This is a genomic window from Polyangium sp. 15x6, assembly GCF_029960785.1.
GTDB lineage: Bacteria > Myxococcota_A > Polyangia > Polyangiales > Polyangiaceae > Polyangium.
In genome coordinates, this window is the sequence record NZ_JASBQE010000002.1 from 279,230 (window position 1) to 294,688 (window position 15,459).

Below are 15,459 nucleotides of genomic sequence, written 5' to 3' on the forward strand. Positions count from 1 at the left end.
CCGTGAGACCGCGCTGCCGATCGAAATGGCAGCGCGGCTGTCTTCGTTGGCAGAGTCGTAGCTGGTCTTGCCACGGCCTGGTCGATGAACTGCGCATCGCGCAGTTCATCGACCCCGGGTCCAGCGCTTGCGCTGGTCCGGGTCCAGGGGCGGACAGCCCCGGTGGGGCCTGGGGCAAAGCCCCAGCGAATCGGCCTCCAGACGAGACGCTAAAACACCTTCCCTGGATTCATGATCCCCTGCGGATCGAGCACCCGCTTGATCGCGCGCATGATCTCGATCTCGGTCCCTGATCGCGAATAGCCGAGGTAATCCTTCTTGAGGAGCCCGATCCCGTGCTCTGCCGAGATGGAGCCTCGATATTTCCGGACGAGCTCGAACATCGTGTGATCTGCCTCGTGCGTGCGCGCGAGGAACGCTGCTTTCTCCATCGCGTCGGGCTTCATCACGTTCACGTGCAGGTTTCCGTCGCCGATGTGCCCGAACAGCGCGATCTCCCAGCCGGGATAACGCGCATCGAACACGCTCTCGAGCTCCGCGCAGAAGCCTTCGAGCTCCTGGATTGGCAGGGCGATGTCGTTCTTGTGGGGCATCCCCGTCGCGCTCAGACTCTCGCTGATCCCCTCGCGCAGCGCCCAGATCGCGGCTGCCTCGCCGGCGTGTTGCGCGAGCGTCCCGTCCGTCACCACGCCGCGCTCGAACAGCGACCCGATCCACGCTTCGAGCGCCTCCGGCTCGGCCCGCTCCACCTCGAGCAGCACGTAATACTCGCTCGGCGCCGCGAGCGGCTCGCGCACGCTCCGGTGCCGCCGCACGCGCGCCATGCACTTTTCCGTGAAAAACTCGTATGCCGTGATCACGAACGGCCCCGTCCGCGCCTCCTTGAACAGCGCGAGCACACCCGCGAGGTTTGGCACGGCGAACAGGAGCACGTCGAGCTTGCCTGGCAGCCGCGTCAGCTTCAGCGTCGCCTCCGTGATGATTCCGAGCGTCCCCTCGCTCCCGATGAAGAGCTGCCGCAGATCGATCCCCGTGTTGTTCTTCTCCAGCGCGCCGCCGAGCTCGAGCACCTCGCCGCTCGCGAGCACCACCTCGAGCCCGAGCACCCACTGCCGCGTCAGCCCGTAGCGGATCACCTTCACGCCGCCCGCGTTCGTCGCGATGTTCCCGCCCACCTGGCTCGACCCCTTCGACGCGAAATCCACCGGCCAGGTCAAACCATGCTCGCCCACGTGCCGGTGCACCTCCTCCGTCACCGCGCCGGCTTGCACGCGCACCGTCGCGCCGAGCACGTCCACCGGGCTCATCCGCCGCATGCGCGACAGCGACACCACCACCTCGCCATGCGCCGCCACCGCGCCCGCTGCGAGCCCCGTCCGCCCGCCCGAGGGCACGATCGGCACTTGAAACGCCGTACAAAGCTCGAGCAGACGCGACACCTCGTTCGTCGTGCGAGGCAACGCCACGGCTGCGGGACGCGGCTCGTGCACCTTCGTCCAGTCGCGCCCGAAGGTGGCCAGGTCGGAAGGGTCGACCGAGAGAAAATCGGCTGGGAAATCGCGGGTGACGGCGGCGAGGAACCCTTCGGGCAGAGCGGTCATGGTCGGTCGATACAGTGCCCGCGTCCTCCCTGCAACCGGCAAGCGCCGCTTGACGTGGTGGGCCCCACGGCTACCACGAGCCCGATGAGTCGCTGGATCGAGCGTACCCGCCTGGAAGACGCCTCCACCGTGCTCCGGCGCGCCCTCGCCGAGGGCTTCTTCCGCGAGGGCACGCCTGCCGCCCTCTTCCACGACCTCGGCCGCGTCCGCGCGCGCTTTGTCGAGCTCGAAGCGCGTTTCCCCGCGGGCACGCTGCACGCCGTCGCGATCAAGGCGAACCCCGTCGTCGAGATCCTCCGCGCGCTCGTCTCTGCAGGCGCGGGCCTCGAAGCCGCCTCCTTCGAGGAAGTCCGCCTCGCGATCGCGGCTGGCTGCCCGGCATCGCGCATCGTCTTCGACTCCCCCGCGAAGACCCGCGACGAGATCGCCTCGGCCCTCGCGCTCGGCGTCCATCTCAACGTCGACAATTTCGACGAACTCGATCGGGTCGCGTTGGCGCTTGGAACCACCCGGCCGCCGCCCATCGGCCTCCGCGTCAATCCCCAGGTCGGCGGCGGCTCGATCGCGCTCACCAGCGTCGCCACGCGCTCCTCCAAGTTCGGCGTCCCGATCGAACGTCGGGACGAGATCCTCGCCGCGTTCGAGACGCACCCGTTCCTGTCCGCGCTGCACGTGCACGTGGGCTCGCAGGGCATGCCGCTCGAAACGCTCGTCGAGGGCGTCGCTCGGGTCCATTCGCTCCGCGAGGACATCGAGCGCCGCGTCGGCGCGGGCCGCATCCGCACCTTCGATCTCGGCGGCGGCCTGCCCGTCGCCTATCGCCCGGGCGACGTCGCGATCCCGCTCTCCGCCTATGTCGACGCATTAAAAGCAAGGATTCCTGGGCTCTTTGCCGGCGATCTCGGGCTCGTGACGGAGTTTGGCCGGGCGATCCATGCGACGGCCGGCTGGGCGGCGAGCCGCGTCGAATACGTCAAGCAGGCCGGCGACGAGCGCCTCGCCGTCATCCACCTCGGCGCCGATCTCCTGGCCCGCCGCGCCTATCGCCCGGACGAATGGTACCACGAGATCGCGCTCCTCGACGCGGACGGTCGACCCAAGGCCGGCCCGACGGAGCCCGTCACCATCGTCGGCCCGCTTTGCTTCTCGGGCGACGTCCTCGCCAAGGGCCTCGCCCTCCCCCGCGTCGATCCGGGCGATTTCGTCGTCATCCACGACGTCGGCGCCTACACGCTCGGCATGTGGTCGCGCCATTGCAGCCGCGGCCTGCCGCTCGTGCTCGGGTATGACGGAGATTCGCTCTCCGTCCTGAAGAACCGCGAGACGCCGGACGACGTCGTTGCGTTCTGGAGCCGCTGAAACCTCTATCGACGCGTTCCCTGCGGAATCCTGTGGGGCCGGTGCTCCTGCTTCACCCACAGCCGGAGGCGCGGCGCGCCTTCGGGGTCCTCCTCCACGATCTCGTAATCGGGCGGCATCTTCCCGCCGAACCCCTGGTACGTCACGACCCGCATTCCGGGCGGCGCCGCTTCCAGCGCGGCCTCGATCCGCGCCACGTCCTCCTGGAACCGCTCCAGCGAGAGCGGCACATCGCCGTCCATCTGCCACGACGGCGCGACCAGGTTCTCCTCGAACGGGTTGTAAAAATAGAGCGCGTCGAAATACGAGAAATCGATGTCCTCGATCGTCCCGTGCACGAGCCGCGCGTTCCTCGCGCCCACGGCGGCGAGCACCTCGCGACCCACGTCCACGAGCGCCCGCCTGTGCTCGATGCCCACGAAAATGCTCTCCGTCACGAGCGCGCCGACGAGGCAGAATTTCCCCACGCCCGCGCCCACGTCGAGCACGCGCGCCCGCCCCTCCGGCGCGCAGAGCTTGGCCGCGTGCACCGCGACGGAGACGGGCGTCCAGAACCGTGACGAGAGCTCGCGAATATCCGCGGGATACAGGGCGTCGAGCGCCTCGTCGGTCACCGGCGCGCCTTCGCGGAGCGCCTCGATCGTTTCCCACTGGGACGCAGAAAGCACGAGGGTGCCTGGACGGTGGTGCGGGAGAACGGCGCGCATGCGCGGTTCATCGGACGCGTGATCCGCGAACGGGAGCCCTCCGAAGAGACGCTCCCGGCCGTTTCACCGGATGATGAGCTCTTGAATCCGTCCGCGCCCCGCGGCCTTGCAGTTGATGGCGCGCGACGCCCCCACGGCGGCGAGCTCGAAGCCGTCCCCGTAGAGCGAATACACCTCGGGCGCGGACGAATTCGACAGGAGCACGCGCACGCCGCGCTCCTTGAGGTCGCGCGCCACGTCGCGGAGCCTCTGCTGCTCGCGCATCCCGAACCCGCCGCTCGTGTAGGACGTGAAGCTCGACGACGCCGACAGCGGCACGTAGGGCGGATCGAAATACACGAAATCCCCCGGCCGCGCCCGCGCGGCGACGTCCTCGAACGAGGCGACGCGGATCGAGGCGTGCTTCAGGGCCCGCGAGCAGGCGCGCAGGTTCTCCGCGTCGCAGATCGTGGGGTTCTGGTAATCGCCGAACGGCACGTTGTACTGGTTTTGCCGGTTCACCCGGTAGAGCCCGTTGAACCCCGTGCGGTTCAGGTAAATGAACCAGGCGGCCACCTCCACGTCGGTCTTCGTGTCGATGTCGCTCGAGCGCATCTTCATGAAGAAATCGCGATCGTGGGGATAGGACGCGAGCAGATCGATGACGTCCTCGACGGCGTCGCGCACGCCGATGTACGTGCGCACGAGCCGCTCGTTCGTATCGCTGAGCTCGGCGCGCTCGGGCATGAGGTGGAAGAAGAGCGCGCCGCCCCCGACGAAGGGCTCGTGGTACGTATTGAAGCGCGACGGAATGCGCGGATCGAGCTCGTGGAGGAGCTGCCGTTTTCCGCCCACCCACTTGATGAAGGGTTTCGCCGTCCCCGGCTCGATTTCACGAATGTCCGGACGCGGCTTTCCACGGGCCTTGAGGGGCCCGGGACGGACGGACGGAAGGGGAACTGCGGCCGGGGTGGGGAGCGTTCGAATCGCGCGCTCGAGCATGTGGATACCCCAGCAATTACAATGGGGGATCGAGCTCGGCAAAACTTTCGATCGAAGAAGTTCCGGACAGATTCTATCGCTGAAAACTTGTCCGGAATTCGCCTGCTGAAAACTTGTCCCTGAACAGTTGATCGGGCATCACGGGTTCAGGGCTTCGGAATGCGCAGCGTCTTCGATATCATCGCGCTCCCGCTCACCACGAACAGCAAAACGATCGGATGCAGCTCCCACGGCCCGAGCTCGATCGCCCCGCCCGGCAGCGCCGCGCCGATGCGCCCGTTCGCCGCGAGCGCGCCGAAGAGCGCCACGAGCACGAGGCTCGTCGGGATCGGCGTCCCCTCGTAATACTTCACCTTCCCGCCCTCGTCGGCGAGCTGGCTCGCCGTCGCGTTGTACCGCGCGAGCCGGCTGATGCCGCAGGCCACGAAATACACGAGCGCGATCGCGTCCCAGCCCCCGCGCATCCCGAGCCCGAACGCGAGCGCGGCCGGGGCCACGCCGAACGAGACGAGATCCGCGAGCGAGTCGAGCTCTTGCCCGAGCATCGACACCTCGCGCCGCGCCCGCGCCACACGCCCGTCGAGGAAATCGCAGAACAGCGCGACCGGGAGCAGGCCGAACGCGAGCCGGAGGAACGTCACGTCGCCCGAGGCCACGTACTTCATCGTCGCCAGCATCGACCCGGTGCCGGCGAATCCATTGCCGAGGGTCAAGAAATCCGCGACCTGAAAGTCACGGATCATCGAGAAGCGGCGGCGTCGGGGCTTCTTCATGGCAGCGCTGGCATCCATGGCACAATGTGGGCACGCGGCCAAGATCCACAGCACGGCCGCCCCTCGACGCCTTGACATCCCGCGCGGTTCCATCGGACCCTCGACGCCCTGGACGACGCCCGCCCGTCGAGGCGTTCCCGCTCGCCATGGCCCCCAAAACCCCGCGCCTGCTCCCCCGCCTCGCCCCACTCCTCGCCCTCCTCCTCGCCGCCGCGTGCGACCCGCCCAAGCACGAACCCGCCGCCTCCGCGGCCCCGTCCGCCTCCGCATCCACGCGCGCCTCCGCCCCCGCCTCCGCATCCGCCGTCGTCCCTGCCTCCGCCCCCGTCGCTCCTGCGTACGGCCCCTTCGGTGAGCTCGTACGCTCCCTCTCCGAGCCGGGGGGCGACTTCATCTCGGACAACCTCATCTCGAACGAGACGTCGTATCTCCAGACCGCCGACGCGCTCGCGGCGCGGCCCGCGGGGGGCGTCTACATCGGCGTCGGGCCCGAGCAGAATTTTACGTATCTCGCGCTCACCCGCCCGCGCCTCGCGTTCATCGTCGACATCCGCCGCGACAACCTCCTCCAGCACCTTTATTATCGATTTCTCTTCGAGGAGGCCGAGAGCCGCTCCCATTTCCTCGCGCTGCTCGTCGGCCGGCCCTACGACGCAGCCACGGCCCCGCCCGCGAACGCCGACGTCGACGCCGTCCTGAAGCACGCCGAGGCGAAGGCCCCCGATCCGAAGCTCTTCGCCACGACCGTCGATCGGGCCATGAAGCGCATGCAGGAGGTCTACGGCGTCACGCTCACGGACAAGGACAAGCGCTCGCTCGCGCAGATGACGCAGGTGTTCTTCGACAAACAGCTCGACCTCCGGTTCGAGCTCAAAGAAAACTCCGGTCGCAAATACCCCTCGCTACGCGAGCTCCTCGGCGCGGCAGATCCTGCGGGCAAGAAGCGCGGATTCCTCGCGACGGACGAGGCCTTCCGGTTCGTCCAGGCGATGGAGCGCGAGGGCCGCGTCGTCCCCGTCGTCGGCGATTTCACAGGCGACGGCGCATTCCCCGCCATCGCCGCATTCCTCCAGAAAAACGATCTCCGCGTGAGCACGTTTTACGTATCGAACGTCGAGCAATACCTGCTCGAACCGCCGACCTGGACCAAATGGATCCGCAACGTCGCCGCGCTCCCGCGCACGGACGACGCGCTCTTCCTGCGGTGCTACCTCGACCAGGGCAAGAAGCACCCGAAGCAGATGGAAGGCCACCGCACGGCCACCGTCCTCGCGAAGATCGCCGATTTCGTCACGCGCGAGGAGAAGACCCCCACGCGATCGTGGTTCAAGATCGCAACCGAGGGCAACCTCGACTGAATCGGGTCTCATCGCGAGCCGCTGCGCCGGGGCGCTGCCCCGGACCCCGCGGGGGCTGTCCGCCCCTCGACCCGGACCAGCGCAAGCGCTGGACCTTTTGTGGAAGAACTGCGCGATGCGCAGTTCTTCCAGCAGGCCGGTGGCAAGACCAGGAACGTGCAGGCGGGGTGGTGGTTGGTCTTGGCCTGACCCGTTCGAGGAACTGCGCATCGCGCAGTTCCTCGACCCCGAGTCCAGCGCTTGCGCTGGTCCGGGTCCAGGGGTGGACAACCCCTGGTCGGGGTCCGGGGTGAAACCCCGGCGCTACGCCATCAACGCCCCAGCGCGAGACCGCTCTTGTTGCGTGGCTCGGCCGCCCCTGCCCACACGCCGCCCGGCGCCCGCACGATTGACGGCGCGTCTGCGATTGCGCCCCACGCTTCGAACTCGTGCCCGCGCGCGCCGAGTGCTCGCAACACGTCTTCTGGCACCCCGCCTTCCTCCATGAAAATTTGATCTGGCAGATGCTGGTGATGCACGCGCGGCGCGCCTACCGCTGCGGTTGCGCCCATTCCGTGATCGAGCACGTTCGTGATCACTGCGAGTGCTGCCGAGATGATCGTCGGCCCGCCGGCTGCGCCCGTCACGATTCGCACGGCGCCGTCTGGCGCGACCACGATCGTCGGCGTCATCGACGAGAGCATCCGCTTGCCTGGCGCGACTGCGTTCGCCTCTCCCTGCACGAGGCCGAAGACGTTTGGCTTTCCGGGCTCGGTCGCGAAATCGTCCATCTCGTTGTTCAAGAGAAATCCGCCGCCTCGCACGACCACGGCTGCGCCGAGTGACGTGTTGATCGTCGTCGTCAGCGCCACGGCTGCGCCGCTTCGATCCACGATCGAGAAATGGGTCGTGTGTTTTTTCTCGTTCGCGCCTCCGCGCCCGGACCCGACCTCGGATGAAGGCGTCGCGCGGGCCGGATCGATCGACGCGCGCGCCGCCTTGATCGCCTCGGCCGAGAGGAATTCGCTCGTGGGAATTGGCACGAATGCGGGATCCCCGAGGAAATGGTTTCTCTTTGCGAATGCTCGGCGGGACGTCTCCACCGTCACGTGCAGCGCCTCGGGCGAAAGAAATCCCATCTTCCCCAGATCGTACCCCTCGAGCACGCCGAGCATGAACGCGAGCACGAGCCCGCCCGACGAGGGCGGCGGCATTGCGAAGACCTTGTGCCCGCGATAGGCCATCTCGACCGGCGTCCGCCAAACTGGCCGATATGCCGCGAGATCCTCCGCCGTCACGATCCCCCCGCCCGCCTTCATTTCCTCGACGAGCAGTTTTGCCGTCTCGCCCTCGTAAAACCCGGGCGCCCCGCGCTCCGCGATACGCGATAGTACCCGCGCGAGATCCGGGTTCTTCAGGACCGCCCCCACGGCGAGCGGCTTTCCTCCGGGCAAAAACATCGCCGCCGAAACCGGAAACCGCGCGAGATCCTCCGCGCGATCCCGGATGATCTCGGCGAGCCCCTCGTCCACGACGAACCCCTCCTCGGCGAGCCGGATTGCGGGCGCCAAAAGCTCCTTCCACGGGAGTTTTCCATGCGCACGATGCGCCTCCCAAAGCCCGGCCACCGCGCCTGGCACCCCGGCGGCGAGGTGACCGACGAGCGACGCGTCCTTTTTCCCGAAGAACATCTCCCGCGTCGCCTTGGCCGGCGCGGTCTCGCGGAAATCGAGCGCGCGCGCCTCCCCCTTCTCCGGCCGCACGACCATGAATCCCCCGCCGCCGACATTTCCCGCCTGCGGAAATACCACGGCGAGCGCGAACGCCACGCCCACCGCCGCGTCGACCGCATTCCCGCCCTTCTCGAGGATCGCCACGCCCACACGCGTCGCATCCGCCGCGTCGCTCGTGACCATGCCGTCCCGCCCCGACGCGGGCGCGGCCTTCAGATCGAAGCGCCACGTCGCGGGTACGCGCGCGAGCGCGGGCAGCGCGGCGGGCGAAGACGCGGCCGCCGGCACCTCCGGGGGCTTCGCGCTCTCGCCGCACGAGGCGACGAGGAGCGACGAGACGACGAACGTTGCACGAACGAGGAGCCGGCGCGCGGCAGCGTGGGCGTTCACGGGCGCTTCATACCACGCGTGACGCGAAGGCTCGCATCCATCGTGAGAACATCTTCATGCCGCCGCGCGACTCGCGTAAGGATGGACGGAAACCGCGGAGGTCCACCATGCGATCTTTCTTTTCGGCCATCGCCCTCGTCACGCTCACCTGCACCACGCTCCTCGCCGCCTGCGGAGGCAATGAAGGCGAGAATGGAAGTGGTGGCAACACCGGCAGCGGCAGTGGCGGCAGCGGCGGAAGCGGCGGCAGTGGCGGAAGCGGTGGCGGCGGCAGCGGCGGAAGCGGCGGCGGCAGCGCCTCGGCCGTCTGCGACCCGCCGAACCAGCTCGCCGACGTCTCCAAACCCGCTGCCGTCGTCGGCACAGGGACGGCCGCGAGCTGCACCGAAGCGGCGCTCGACGCGGCGCTCGCGAACGGCGGCGTCGTCGTCTTCGATTGCGGCCCCGATCCCGTCACCATCACGCTCGGCACGGCAAAGACGATCAAAGCCGACACCGTCGTCGACGGCGGCGGCCGGGTCACCTTGAGCGGCGGCAAGAAGACCCGCATTTTCGAGATGGACACGAAAAACTTCGAGGCCACGAGCCCGACCCTCACCGTGCAGCGCCTCACGCTCCGGGACGGCAAAGCCTCGGGCACGACCATTCCCCTCGGCACCGACACCGACGGCGGCGGCGGCGCCATCTACCACGTCGGCGGCAACGTCAACGTCGTCGACTGCGTTTTTCTGGACAACGAGGCCGCCCTGGAGGGCCCCGACGTCGCGGGCGGCGCCATTTACAGCATCGGCCTGGGCACGCTCACCGTGAGCGGCAGCCACTTCTCGGGCAACCGCGCCGCGAACGGCGGGGCCATCGGCGCGCTCGGCGCGGCCATCGTCCTCGCGAACAGCACGATCGAGGGCAACCAGGCCACGGGCTATGGCGCCAATTACATCGATCCGAATGGCCAGCAGGCCGGACGCGGCGGCAATGGCGGCGCGATCAGCATGGATGGCAAGGGCCGCACGCTCTCGCTCTGCGGCGTGATCGTGAAGAACAACCAGGGCCGCGCCTTCGGCGGCGCGCTCTTCCGCACGGGGTACGAAACCGAGCCGACGACGATCGATCGCTCGACGTTCGACGGCAACTCCATCGAGGATCACGAAGGCGCCGAGGGAATGTCGAGCAGCGCCGGAGGCCTCTACATCCAGGGCACGCACGTCACCCTGACCGCGTCGACCATCTCGAACAACCAATCCGAGGGCTTCGCCGGCCTCTGGATCCTCGGCCACGGCGCGACCCCCGCGATCGCGGACCTCACGAACGTCACCATCACCGGCAACAAGACCTACCCCCGCGCCGATTTCACCACGCGCGGCATCGGCGGCGGCCTCATCATCGGCGACAATACCACCGGCAAGCTGACGAACTGCACGATCGCCGGAAACGCCGCGCAGTTCGCCTCGGGCATCTCCAACGTCACGAAGCTCGAGATCCTCAATACCATCATCAGCAACGACGCGGACAACGAGTACACGCCCCTCAATTGCACCGGCAACGCCTACGCCCAGCCGCCCGGCACCGGGCAAAACAACCTCCAGTGGCCGAACGGCAAGAAAGACGACATGGATTGCACGCCCGGCATCACCCGCGCCGACCCGCTCCTCGGCGACCTCGCCGACAATGGCGGCCCGACGCGGACGATCGCTCCGCAGGCCGGGAGCCCGGCGATCGGCGCGGGCGCAGGTTGCCCGGCCACCGATCAGCGGGGCAAACCCCGTAATCCGGCCCAGTGCACGCTCGGCGCGTACGAACCCTGATGCATTGCAATCGGGTCCCGGGACGGCTCGGCATCACGTCATCAGCGTGCCCTGGACCAAAGTGGTCGGGAGCCTGAAGCAGAACCGGCTCCCCTTCGGCGTGTTGTCCTCGATCCAGCTCGCCCCGCCGTGCGCCTCGACGGCCAGTTTGCAGAACGAGAGCCCGAGCCCCCAACCGCTGCGGCCATTGCCTTCGAGCCGCACGTACCGGTCGAAAATGCGTTCGCGCATCTCGACCGGGACCCCGGGGCCCTCGTCGCAGACGGCGACCGTCACCCACGCGGCGTCCGCGCGCGCCTCGATGCGCACCGTGCTCCTCGTGGGACTGTACCGAAGGGCATTGTCGACGAAGTTATGCAGCGTGCGCCCGAGGAGATCCCGATCGGCCCGAAGCGCGCCCGCGGGCACGTCACAAGACAGCTCGATGGTCTGCTCGTGTTTCTCGGCGATGGGCAAGACGACGTCACGGATCTCGGCGAGCAACCCACAAAGCTCGACATCGGCGTATCGCGGCACGAGCCTGCCGTCCTGGCTCTGGGCGATGTCGAGCACGTTGGCCGCCGTGCGGATGATTCTCTCCGCGGAGGAGAACACGGCGCTCCAGCGGCGCCGCTCGGCGGGGTTCAGGTCGGCGCTCCGTAGCTGTACTGCCGCCGCGAGCGCGATCGCGGCGGCGGGGCTCTTGAGATCGTGCACGACGAGCGCGCTCAGCTCCTCCTTCTGCCGCTGAAGCTCGAGGAGCGCCGCGTGCTCCGCGGCGAGCTCGCGGCTCCTCGCTTCGAGCTCGCGCGTCCGGTCCTGGACGCGCTTCTCCAGCTCGGCGTAGACCTCGACATTCTCCACCGCCACCGAGGTGCTATCGGCGAGCGCCTGCAGGTGCGCGAGCTCGCACGGCGTCGCGTGGTGCCGAGACGCCCAGTAATTACCGATCGCGCCGATGGGCGCCTTCGTCCGGATGGGCACCATGCACAGGCTCTGCACGAACGTCGGCCGATAAGCGTCCACAGGAATGCGGGGATCATCATAGATGTCCTCGACTGCGACGGCCTCGCGGTGGATCATCGCCCAGCCGCTGATGCACGCGGACATCGGGAATCGCCGGCCTTTCCAGAGCGGGGCGATGGCGTTCTCCTCCGCGTAGTAGCAGAGGTCGCCGTCGCGCAGGACGAACGTCGCTCCGTCGGCGCCGGTGAGCTCCCTCGCCGCCTTCCGGACGATCTCCATGATCGTCGGCATATCGCGGGCGAGCGATAAATCCTGGACGATACCGACGAGGGCCCCTGGGTAAGGGGCGAGGTCCTCCGTCGGAGGACATTCCCCATAGCGCGCGGGCTCTGCCCGACTGCAAATGGCAGCCGTCATCGTCGATTTGATACTGCACGGCCACCATGGTGACAAGCTCGCTCCTGGGCACGCCATTCGATTGTGACCCCAACCCGGTCCACCCGCCGCGCGGAGCGCGGTCGCGTGCCACCGGAACGGGCCAAGCCGCTCGGACGTGGGCGCTCGGTATCCTCACTTCCGAATCACGACCCACGTCCCCGGCTCGCTCGGTCGCGCGTCCGCGCTCGACCAGCCCTCGGGGACGGGCGGGTCGGTCCAGGCGAACACGATCGACGCGTCTTCGGGCGACAGGTTGATGCAGCCGCCGCTCTTCGGCGTGCCGAAATCCTCGTGCCAGTACGCCGCGTGAATCGCGAAGGGATTGCGGAAGTATTGCACCCACGGCACGTCCGCGATCCAGAACGACGACGGATCCGCCGTCGCCTCGTCCGTGAGCTGCGCCGCCCGGTATTTCACGGCAATGCGATAACTCCCGAGCGGCGTGAACGCCCCGCGGACGAGCTCCTCCGTGGTCGCCTTCGGCGACGCCGTCACCCCGCCCGCGCCCGGCGACATCAGCGTCGAATACACCGCGCGGCGCCCCTCGAACAGCGTCATCGTCCCGCGCGAGAGCGACACGTCGATCCATTTCTCGTCGGCCCCCACCATCCGGGGCCACTCGTCCGGCTCGGCGACGACCGAAATGTCCCGCGCCCGCGCATACGTCGGCCCGGGCTCGAGCGTCTCCCAGAAGAGATCCCCGTCGTGCGTGATCGATTTCCCCGACAACCGCACGGACGTGCGCGGCGCCCAGCTCTCGCCCGTCACGACGAACGCGCCGCTCTCCTCCCGCTTGTACTTCGTCCGTGCCGCCTTGCGGAACCAGCCGATCGGTAATGGATTCGAGCTGCCGACGGCGACGCCGCGGAACGCGCTCGGGCGGAAGCGGCGCATGCGATCGGCGGGGACGAGGGTCAGATCGGGCGAGAGCAGGAACGTGCGTCCCTCGACGTCGAAGGCATGCGCGAAGGAAAGCATGGATCCATGCGGGATCTCCTTGCGCACGAGGCCGCCGCGCCGTCCCGCGGGCACGGGCGCTTCCTTTCCGCCGAGCAGAAACTCGGGAATGGGATCACGCGCCGGAGTGGGCGTGAGCTCGGCGAGATCCTCGTGCCCATCCATCGAGCGGCGGACCCGGGCGAGATCCGCCACGGGCCGCAGGCGTCGCTCGGTCCGGGCTTGCTCGCTCGACGTGGGGATCCGGCCGTACATTGGCGCCCGCGTGGAAAACGCGTAGTCGTAGGGCCGCGAGCCATCACGCGGGGCGGCGAGCGCGAGCGCGCGGAAGCGTGGATCGTCGAGGTTCCGGGTGATGGTCTCGTCCTCGCAGATGAAGCCGCGAGGCGCGACGGGGTAAAAGCGGCCGCTCTTGCAGCCGCCGAGCTGCGAGGGCGGCACCTCCACGGGCTCGTCGCTCTGGAGGATGACCGTCGTCCCCGGACGAACGTCGCCGATCCGGCGCTTTCGCGAGCGATCCTGGTAGATGAAGGTGGTGTAGCCGATGGAGCCGAGGCGGGGCGGCTCGACGTCCGTGTCCGCTACCGCTGCGGCGACCGCTGCCGCGTCCGCTCCTGCATCCGCTGCTGCTGCCGCGTCCGCGTCCGCTCCTGCCTCTGCGCCCGCGTCGGGCACGGCCTCGGCCTTCGGGCCGCCGCAACCGGCCGCGAGCGCGCAGAGGAGCGGGAGGACGGGCCGGGTCAATGCGAGGCGAGGATCTCCGAGATGCTCGAGAACCGGCTCGGCCGACGCGTGCCGTAGTGCAGGAGCGAGCCGCCCGCCGTCATCCACGACTCGTCGAAGCGGCCGTCGGGCGACTGGATCCGCACGAGGTGATCGCCGTTGTCGAACGCCCAGTGCCGCCCGTGCGGATCGAAGTGATCGATGAGCGCGCCCTGGCGCGTGCGGATGTGGAACTGATCCGACGGGATGTCCCACGTCCGGTCCACGACGAACTCGTAGATCTGCCAGATGTTGCCCGAGGGCAAGACGCCCCAGTCGACGTTCAGGCCCGCGTCGTTCGGCAGGCCGAAGACACGGTAGTCGCCGAAGCGCCGCGCCGCGTCCCAGAGATCGCCGTTGCGGCTCGAGTCGTGGTGCAGCGTGATCATCGACTTGCGCACCAGGCCGAAACCCTTCGTGTCCGTGTAGTCGTCGTACGTGCGCCGGAAGATGTGCTCGCAGAGCTGATCGGCGCCCGCCGAGAAGCCCACCGTGAGCAGGCCCCGCGCCTTGCGCTCGTGCAGGATCCGCCCGAACTTGCCGGGCTCGCCGCTCCAGCGCGCCCCGAGATCCTTGTAGCGGTGCAGGCCCGTCACGCTGTGCCCGCCGCCGAGGATCACGACCTCCGACGACCACAGGTAATGCCAGAACGTCTCGACGTCCTCGGCGCCGAGCCCGCTGTTCCAGTAGAAAGGCAGGTACTCGAGGCCGAACCGATCGTAGAAGCTGAAGAAGTAGCGGAAGTTGCCCCAGGCGAACTCCTGACGTTCGTACTCGCTCCCGTTCTGCGGGGTCTCGGACATCGGGAGGAACAGGATCCGCCGGTTGTTCTCGCCGCGCAGCGCTCGCTGCACGATGAAGTGATCGTGGATCAGGTCGGATCGGTCGTGCGAGCTGTAGACGAGCGAGGTGCCTTTCATGGTCGGGGCAGAGTAGAGTCCCGGAAGGCGCTGTTCGTCAAGGCGATCGTGAAGGACCGCGATCAGTCGACGAAGAGCATCAAGGAGAGTGCGGAGAGACGCTCCGCATCGCTCCACGAGGCGAACCCGTGGCCGACCTGGAGCTCCACCTCCTCCGGCTGCCAGCGCCCGTCACAACGCTTCTTCCCCACGTACACCTGTCCGCGTCGCCCGAGGTCGAGCTCACAACGGTCGAGCACCACGTGCGCGCGCTCGTCGCTCATCGCGACCTCGACGTTCCTGCCGTAGACGAGCCCACGCGCCGTGGTCACCCGCGGCTCGCGCGTGACCGTGAGCTCGAACGGGAGCGACGACGCGAACCCGCTCACGCGATCCCCCTCGACGCGCATGTCGACGAGCCGCCCGTAGACTTTCCCGCGGAGCGCGTGATCGTCCGGATCGGTGTAGCGGCCGAGGTTCACGTCGAGCCCGAGCACGCCGCCCGGGTCCACCTGGCCGCCGATCACCTCGCGTCCTTGGCTGAAGACCGCGAAGCGATTGAAATCCCGGGGTTCGTCGTAAAGCTCCTCTTGCGAGGGGAAGTTCGGCGGAGCCGCACACCCCAGAGGAACCACGAGCGCGAAGAGAGAAAACAGCCACGTTCGCACGAGCACCTCCCTCGACGGAAAACCACTCGACGCTCGGGGTTCCGCTCGGGCAAGCCGAGCTGCACCCCGAACCCCGGCGAGTGTGCCACGGGTTCGGGCCCTTGAAA

The 15,459-nt window shown here is 68.3% G+C and carries 12 protein-coding genes; 3 read left to right on the forward strand and 9 right to left on the reverse strand.

The genetic code is table 11. The features are described from left to right. Positions 1 to 209: 209 nt before the first annotated feature. A complete protein-coding gene (locus QHF83_RS02660) occupies positions 210 to 1,601 on the reverse strand; it encodes an FAD-binding oxidoreductase (protein ID WP_282416155.1) in 1,392 nt (463 codons plus the stop codon). Between the two features lie 84 nt (positions 1,602 to 1,685). Here QHF83_RS02660 and QHF83_RS02665 point away from each other — a divergent pair, with 84 nt between their 5' ends. After that, on the forward strand, positions 1,686 to 2,960 hold the full coding sequence (locus tag QHF83_RS02665) for a diaminopimelate decarboxylase (protein WP_282416156.1): 1,275 nt from the start codon (positions 1,686 to 1,688) through the stop codon (positions 2,958 to 2,960). Positions 2,961 to 2,965: 5 nt separating this feature from the next. Here QHF83_RS02665 and QHF83_RS02670 read toward each other — a convergent pair whose 3' ends face one another. The 3 genes from QHF83_RS02670 to QHF83_RS02680 all read right to left on the reverse strand — a co-directional run bounded on the left by QHF83_RS02670 (position 2,966) and on the right by QHF83_RS02680 (position 5,421). After that, entirely contained in the window at positions 2,966 to 3,667 is a 702-nt protein-coding gene (locus QHF83_RS02670; RefSeq protein ID WP_282416157.1) for a class I SAM-dependent methyltransferase, read from the reverse strand. A 63-nt stretch (positions 3,668 to 3,730) separates the two neighbouring features. Then, on the reverse strand, positions 3,731 to 4,648 hold the full coding sequence (locus tag QHF83_RS02675; RefSeq protein ID WP_282416158.1) for a DNA adenine methylase: 918 nt from the start codon (positions 4,646 to 4,648) through the stop codon (positions 3,731 to 3,733). Between the two features lie 146 nt (positions 4,649 to 4,794). Beyond that, entirely contained in the window at positions 4,795 to 5,421 is a 627-nt protein-coding gene (locus QHF83_RS02680) for a CDP-alcohol phosphatidyltransferase family protein (protein ID WP_282416159.1), read from the reverse strand. Between the two features lie 146 nt (positions 5,422 to 5,567). Here QHF83_RS02680 and QHF83_RS02685 point away from each other — a divergent pair, with 146 nt between their 5' ends. Beyond that, positions 5,568 to 6,779 (forward strand): hypothetical protein, encoded by a 1,212-nt coding sequence (locus tag QHF83_RS02685; RefSeq protein ID WP_282416160.1) that lies wholly within the window; start codon positions 5,568 to 5,570, stop codon positions 6,777 to 6,779. A 311-nt stretch (positions 6,780 to 7,090) separates the two neighbouring features. On the opposite strand, the gene ggt is transcribed toward QHF83_RS02685, so the two are convergent. Further along, on the reverse strand, positions 7,091 to 8,881 hold the full coding sequence (gene ggt, locus QHF83_RS02690; protein ID WP_282416161.1) for a gamma-glutamyltransferase: 1,791 nt from the start codon (positions 8,879 to 8,881) through the stop codon (positions 7,091 to 7,093). 107 nt (positions 8,882 to 8,988) lie between these two features. Between ggt and QHF83_RS02695 the strand changes: the two genes are divergently transcribed. Further along, entirely contained in the window at positions 8,989 to 10,683 is a 1,695-nt protein-coding gene (locus QHF83_RS02695) for a choice-of-anchor Q domain-containing protein (protein WP_282416162.1), read from the forward strand. A 33-nt stretch (positions 10,684 to 10,716) separates the two neighbouring features. Here the strand turns inward: QHF83_RS02695 and QHF83_RS02700 are convergent, their stop codons facing one another. The 4 genes from QHF83_RS02700 to QHF83_RS02715 form a co-directional block, all read right to left on the reverse strand. Continuing rightward, positions 10,717 to 11,949, reverse strand: a complete 1,233-nt coding sequence (locus QHF83_RS02700) for an ATP-binding protein (RefSeq protein WP_348980422.1) — start codon at positions 11,947 to 11,949, stop codon at positions 10,717 to 10,719. Between the two features lie 249 nt (positions 11,950 to 12,198). Next, positions 12,199 to 13,767: a L,D-transpeptidase gene (locus tag QHF83_RS02705; protein ID WP_282416164.1), complete on the reverse strand. Its 1,569-nt coding sequence runs from the start codon at positions 13,765 to 13,767 to the stop codon at positions 12,199 to 12,201. Continuing rightward, on the reverse strand, positions 13,764 to 14,705 hold the full coding sequence (locus QHF83_RS02710; RefSeq protein ID WP_282416165.1) for a hypothetical protein: 942 nt from the start codon (positions 14,703 to 14,705) through the stop codon (positions 13,764 to 13,766). Before QHF83_RS02710 ends, QHF83_RS02705 begins: the two co-directional genes overlap by 4 nt. A 62-nt stretch (positions 14,706 to 14,767) precedes the next feature. Continuing rightward, positions 14,768 to 15,352, reverse strand: coding sequence for a hypothetical protein (locus QHF83_RS02715; RefSeq protein WP_282416166.1), 585 nt, complete (start codon positions 15,350 to 15,352; stop codon positions 14,768 to 14,770). Positions 15,353 to 15,459 lie beyond the last annotated feature (107 nt).

Bases quoted from the DNA above. Each gene is read 5' to 3' on its own strand.
- QHF83_RS02670 (WP_282416157.1), bottom strand. From the start codon at position 3,667: ATGCGCGCCGTTCTCCCGCACCACCGTCCAGGCACCCTCGTGCTTTCT.
- QHF83_RS02695 (WP_282416162.1), top strand. From the start codon at position 8,989: ATGCGATCTTTCTTTTCGGCCATCGCCCTCGTCACGCTCACCTGCACC.
- QHF83_RS02665 (WP_282416156.1), top strand. From the start codon at position 1,686: ATGAGTCGCTGGATCGAGCGTACCCGCCTGGAAGACGCCTCCACCGTG.
- QHF83_RS02680 (WP_282416159.1), bottom strand. From the start codon at position 5,421: ATGAAGAAGCCCCGACGCCGCCGCTTCTCGATGATCCGTGACTTTCAG.
- QHF83_RS02675 (WP_282416158.1), bottom strand. From the start codon at position 4,648: ATGCTCGAGCGCGCGATTCGAACGCTCCCCACCCCGGCCGCAGTTCCC.
- QHF83_RS02660 (WP_282416155.1), bottom strand. From the start codon at position 1,601: ATGACCGCTCTGCCCGAAGGGTTCCTCGCCGCCGTCACCCGCGATTTC.
- QHF83_RS02710 (WP_282416165.1), bottom strand. From the start codon at position 14,705: ATGAAAGGCACCTCGCTCGTCTACAGCTCGCACGACCGATCCGACCTG.
- QHF83_RS02685 (WP_282416160.1), top strand. From the start codon at position 5,568: ATGGCCCCCAAAACCCCGCGCCTGCTCCCCCGCCTCGCCCCACTCCTC.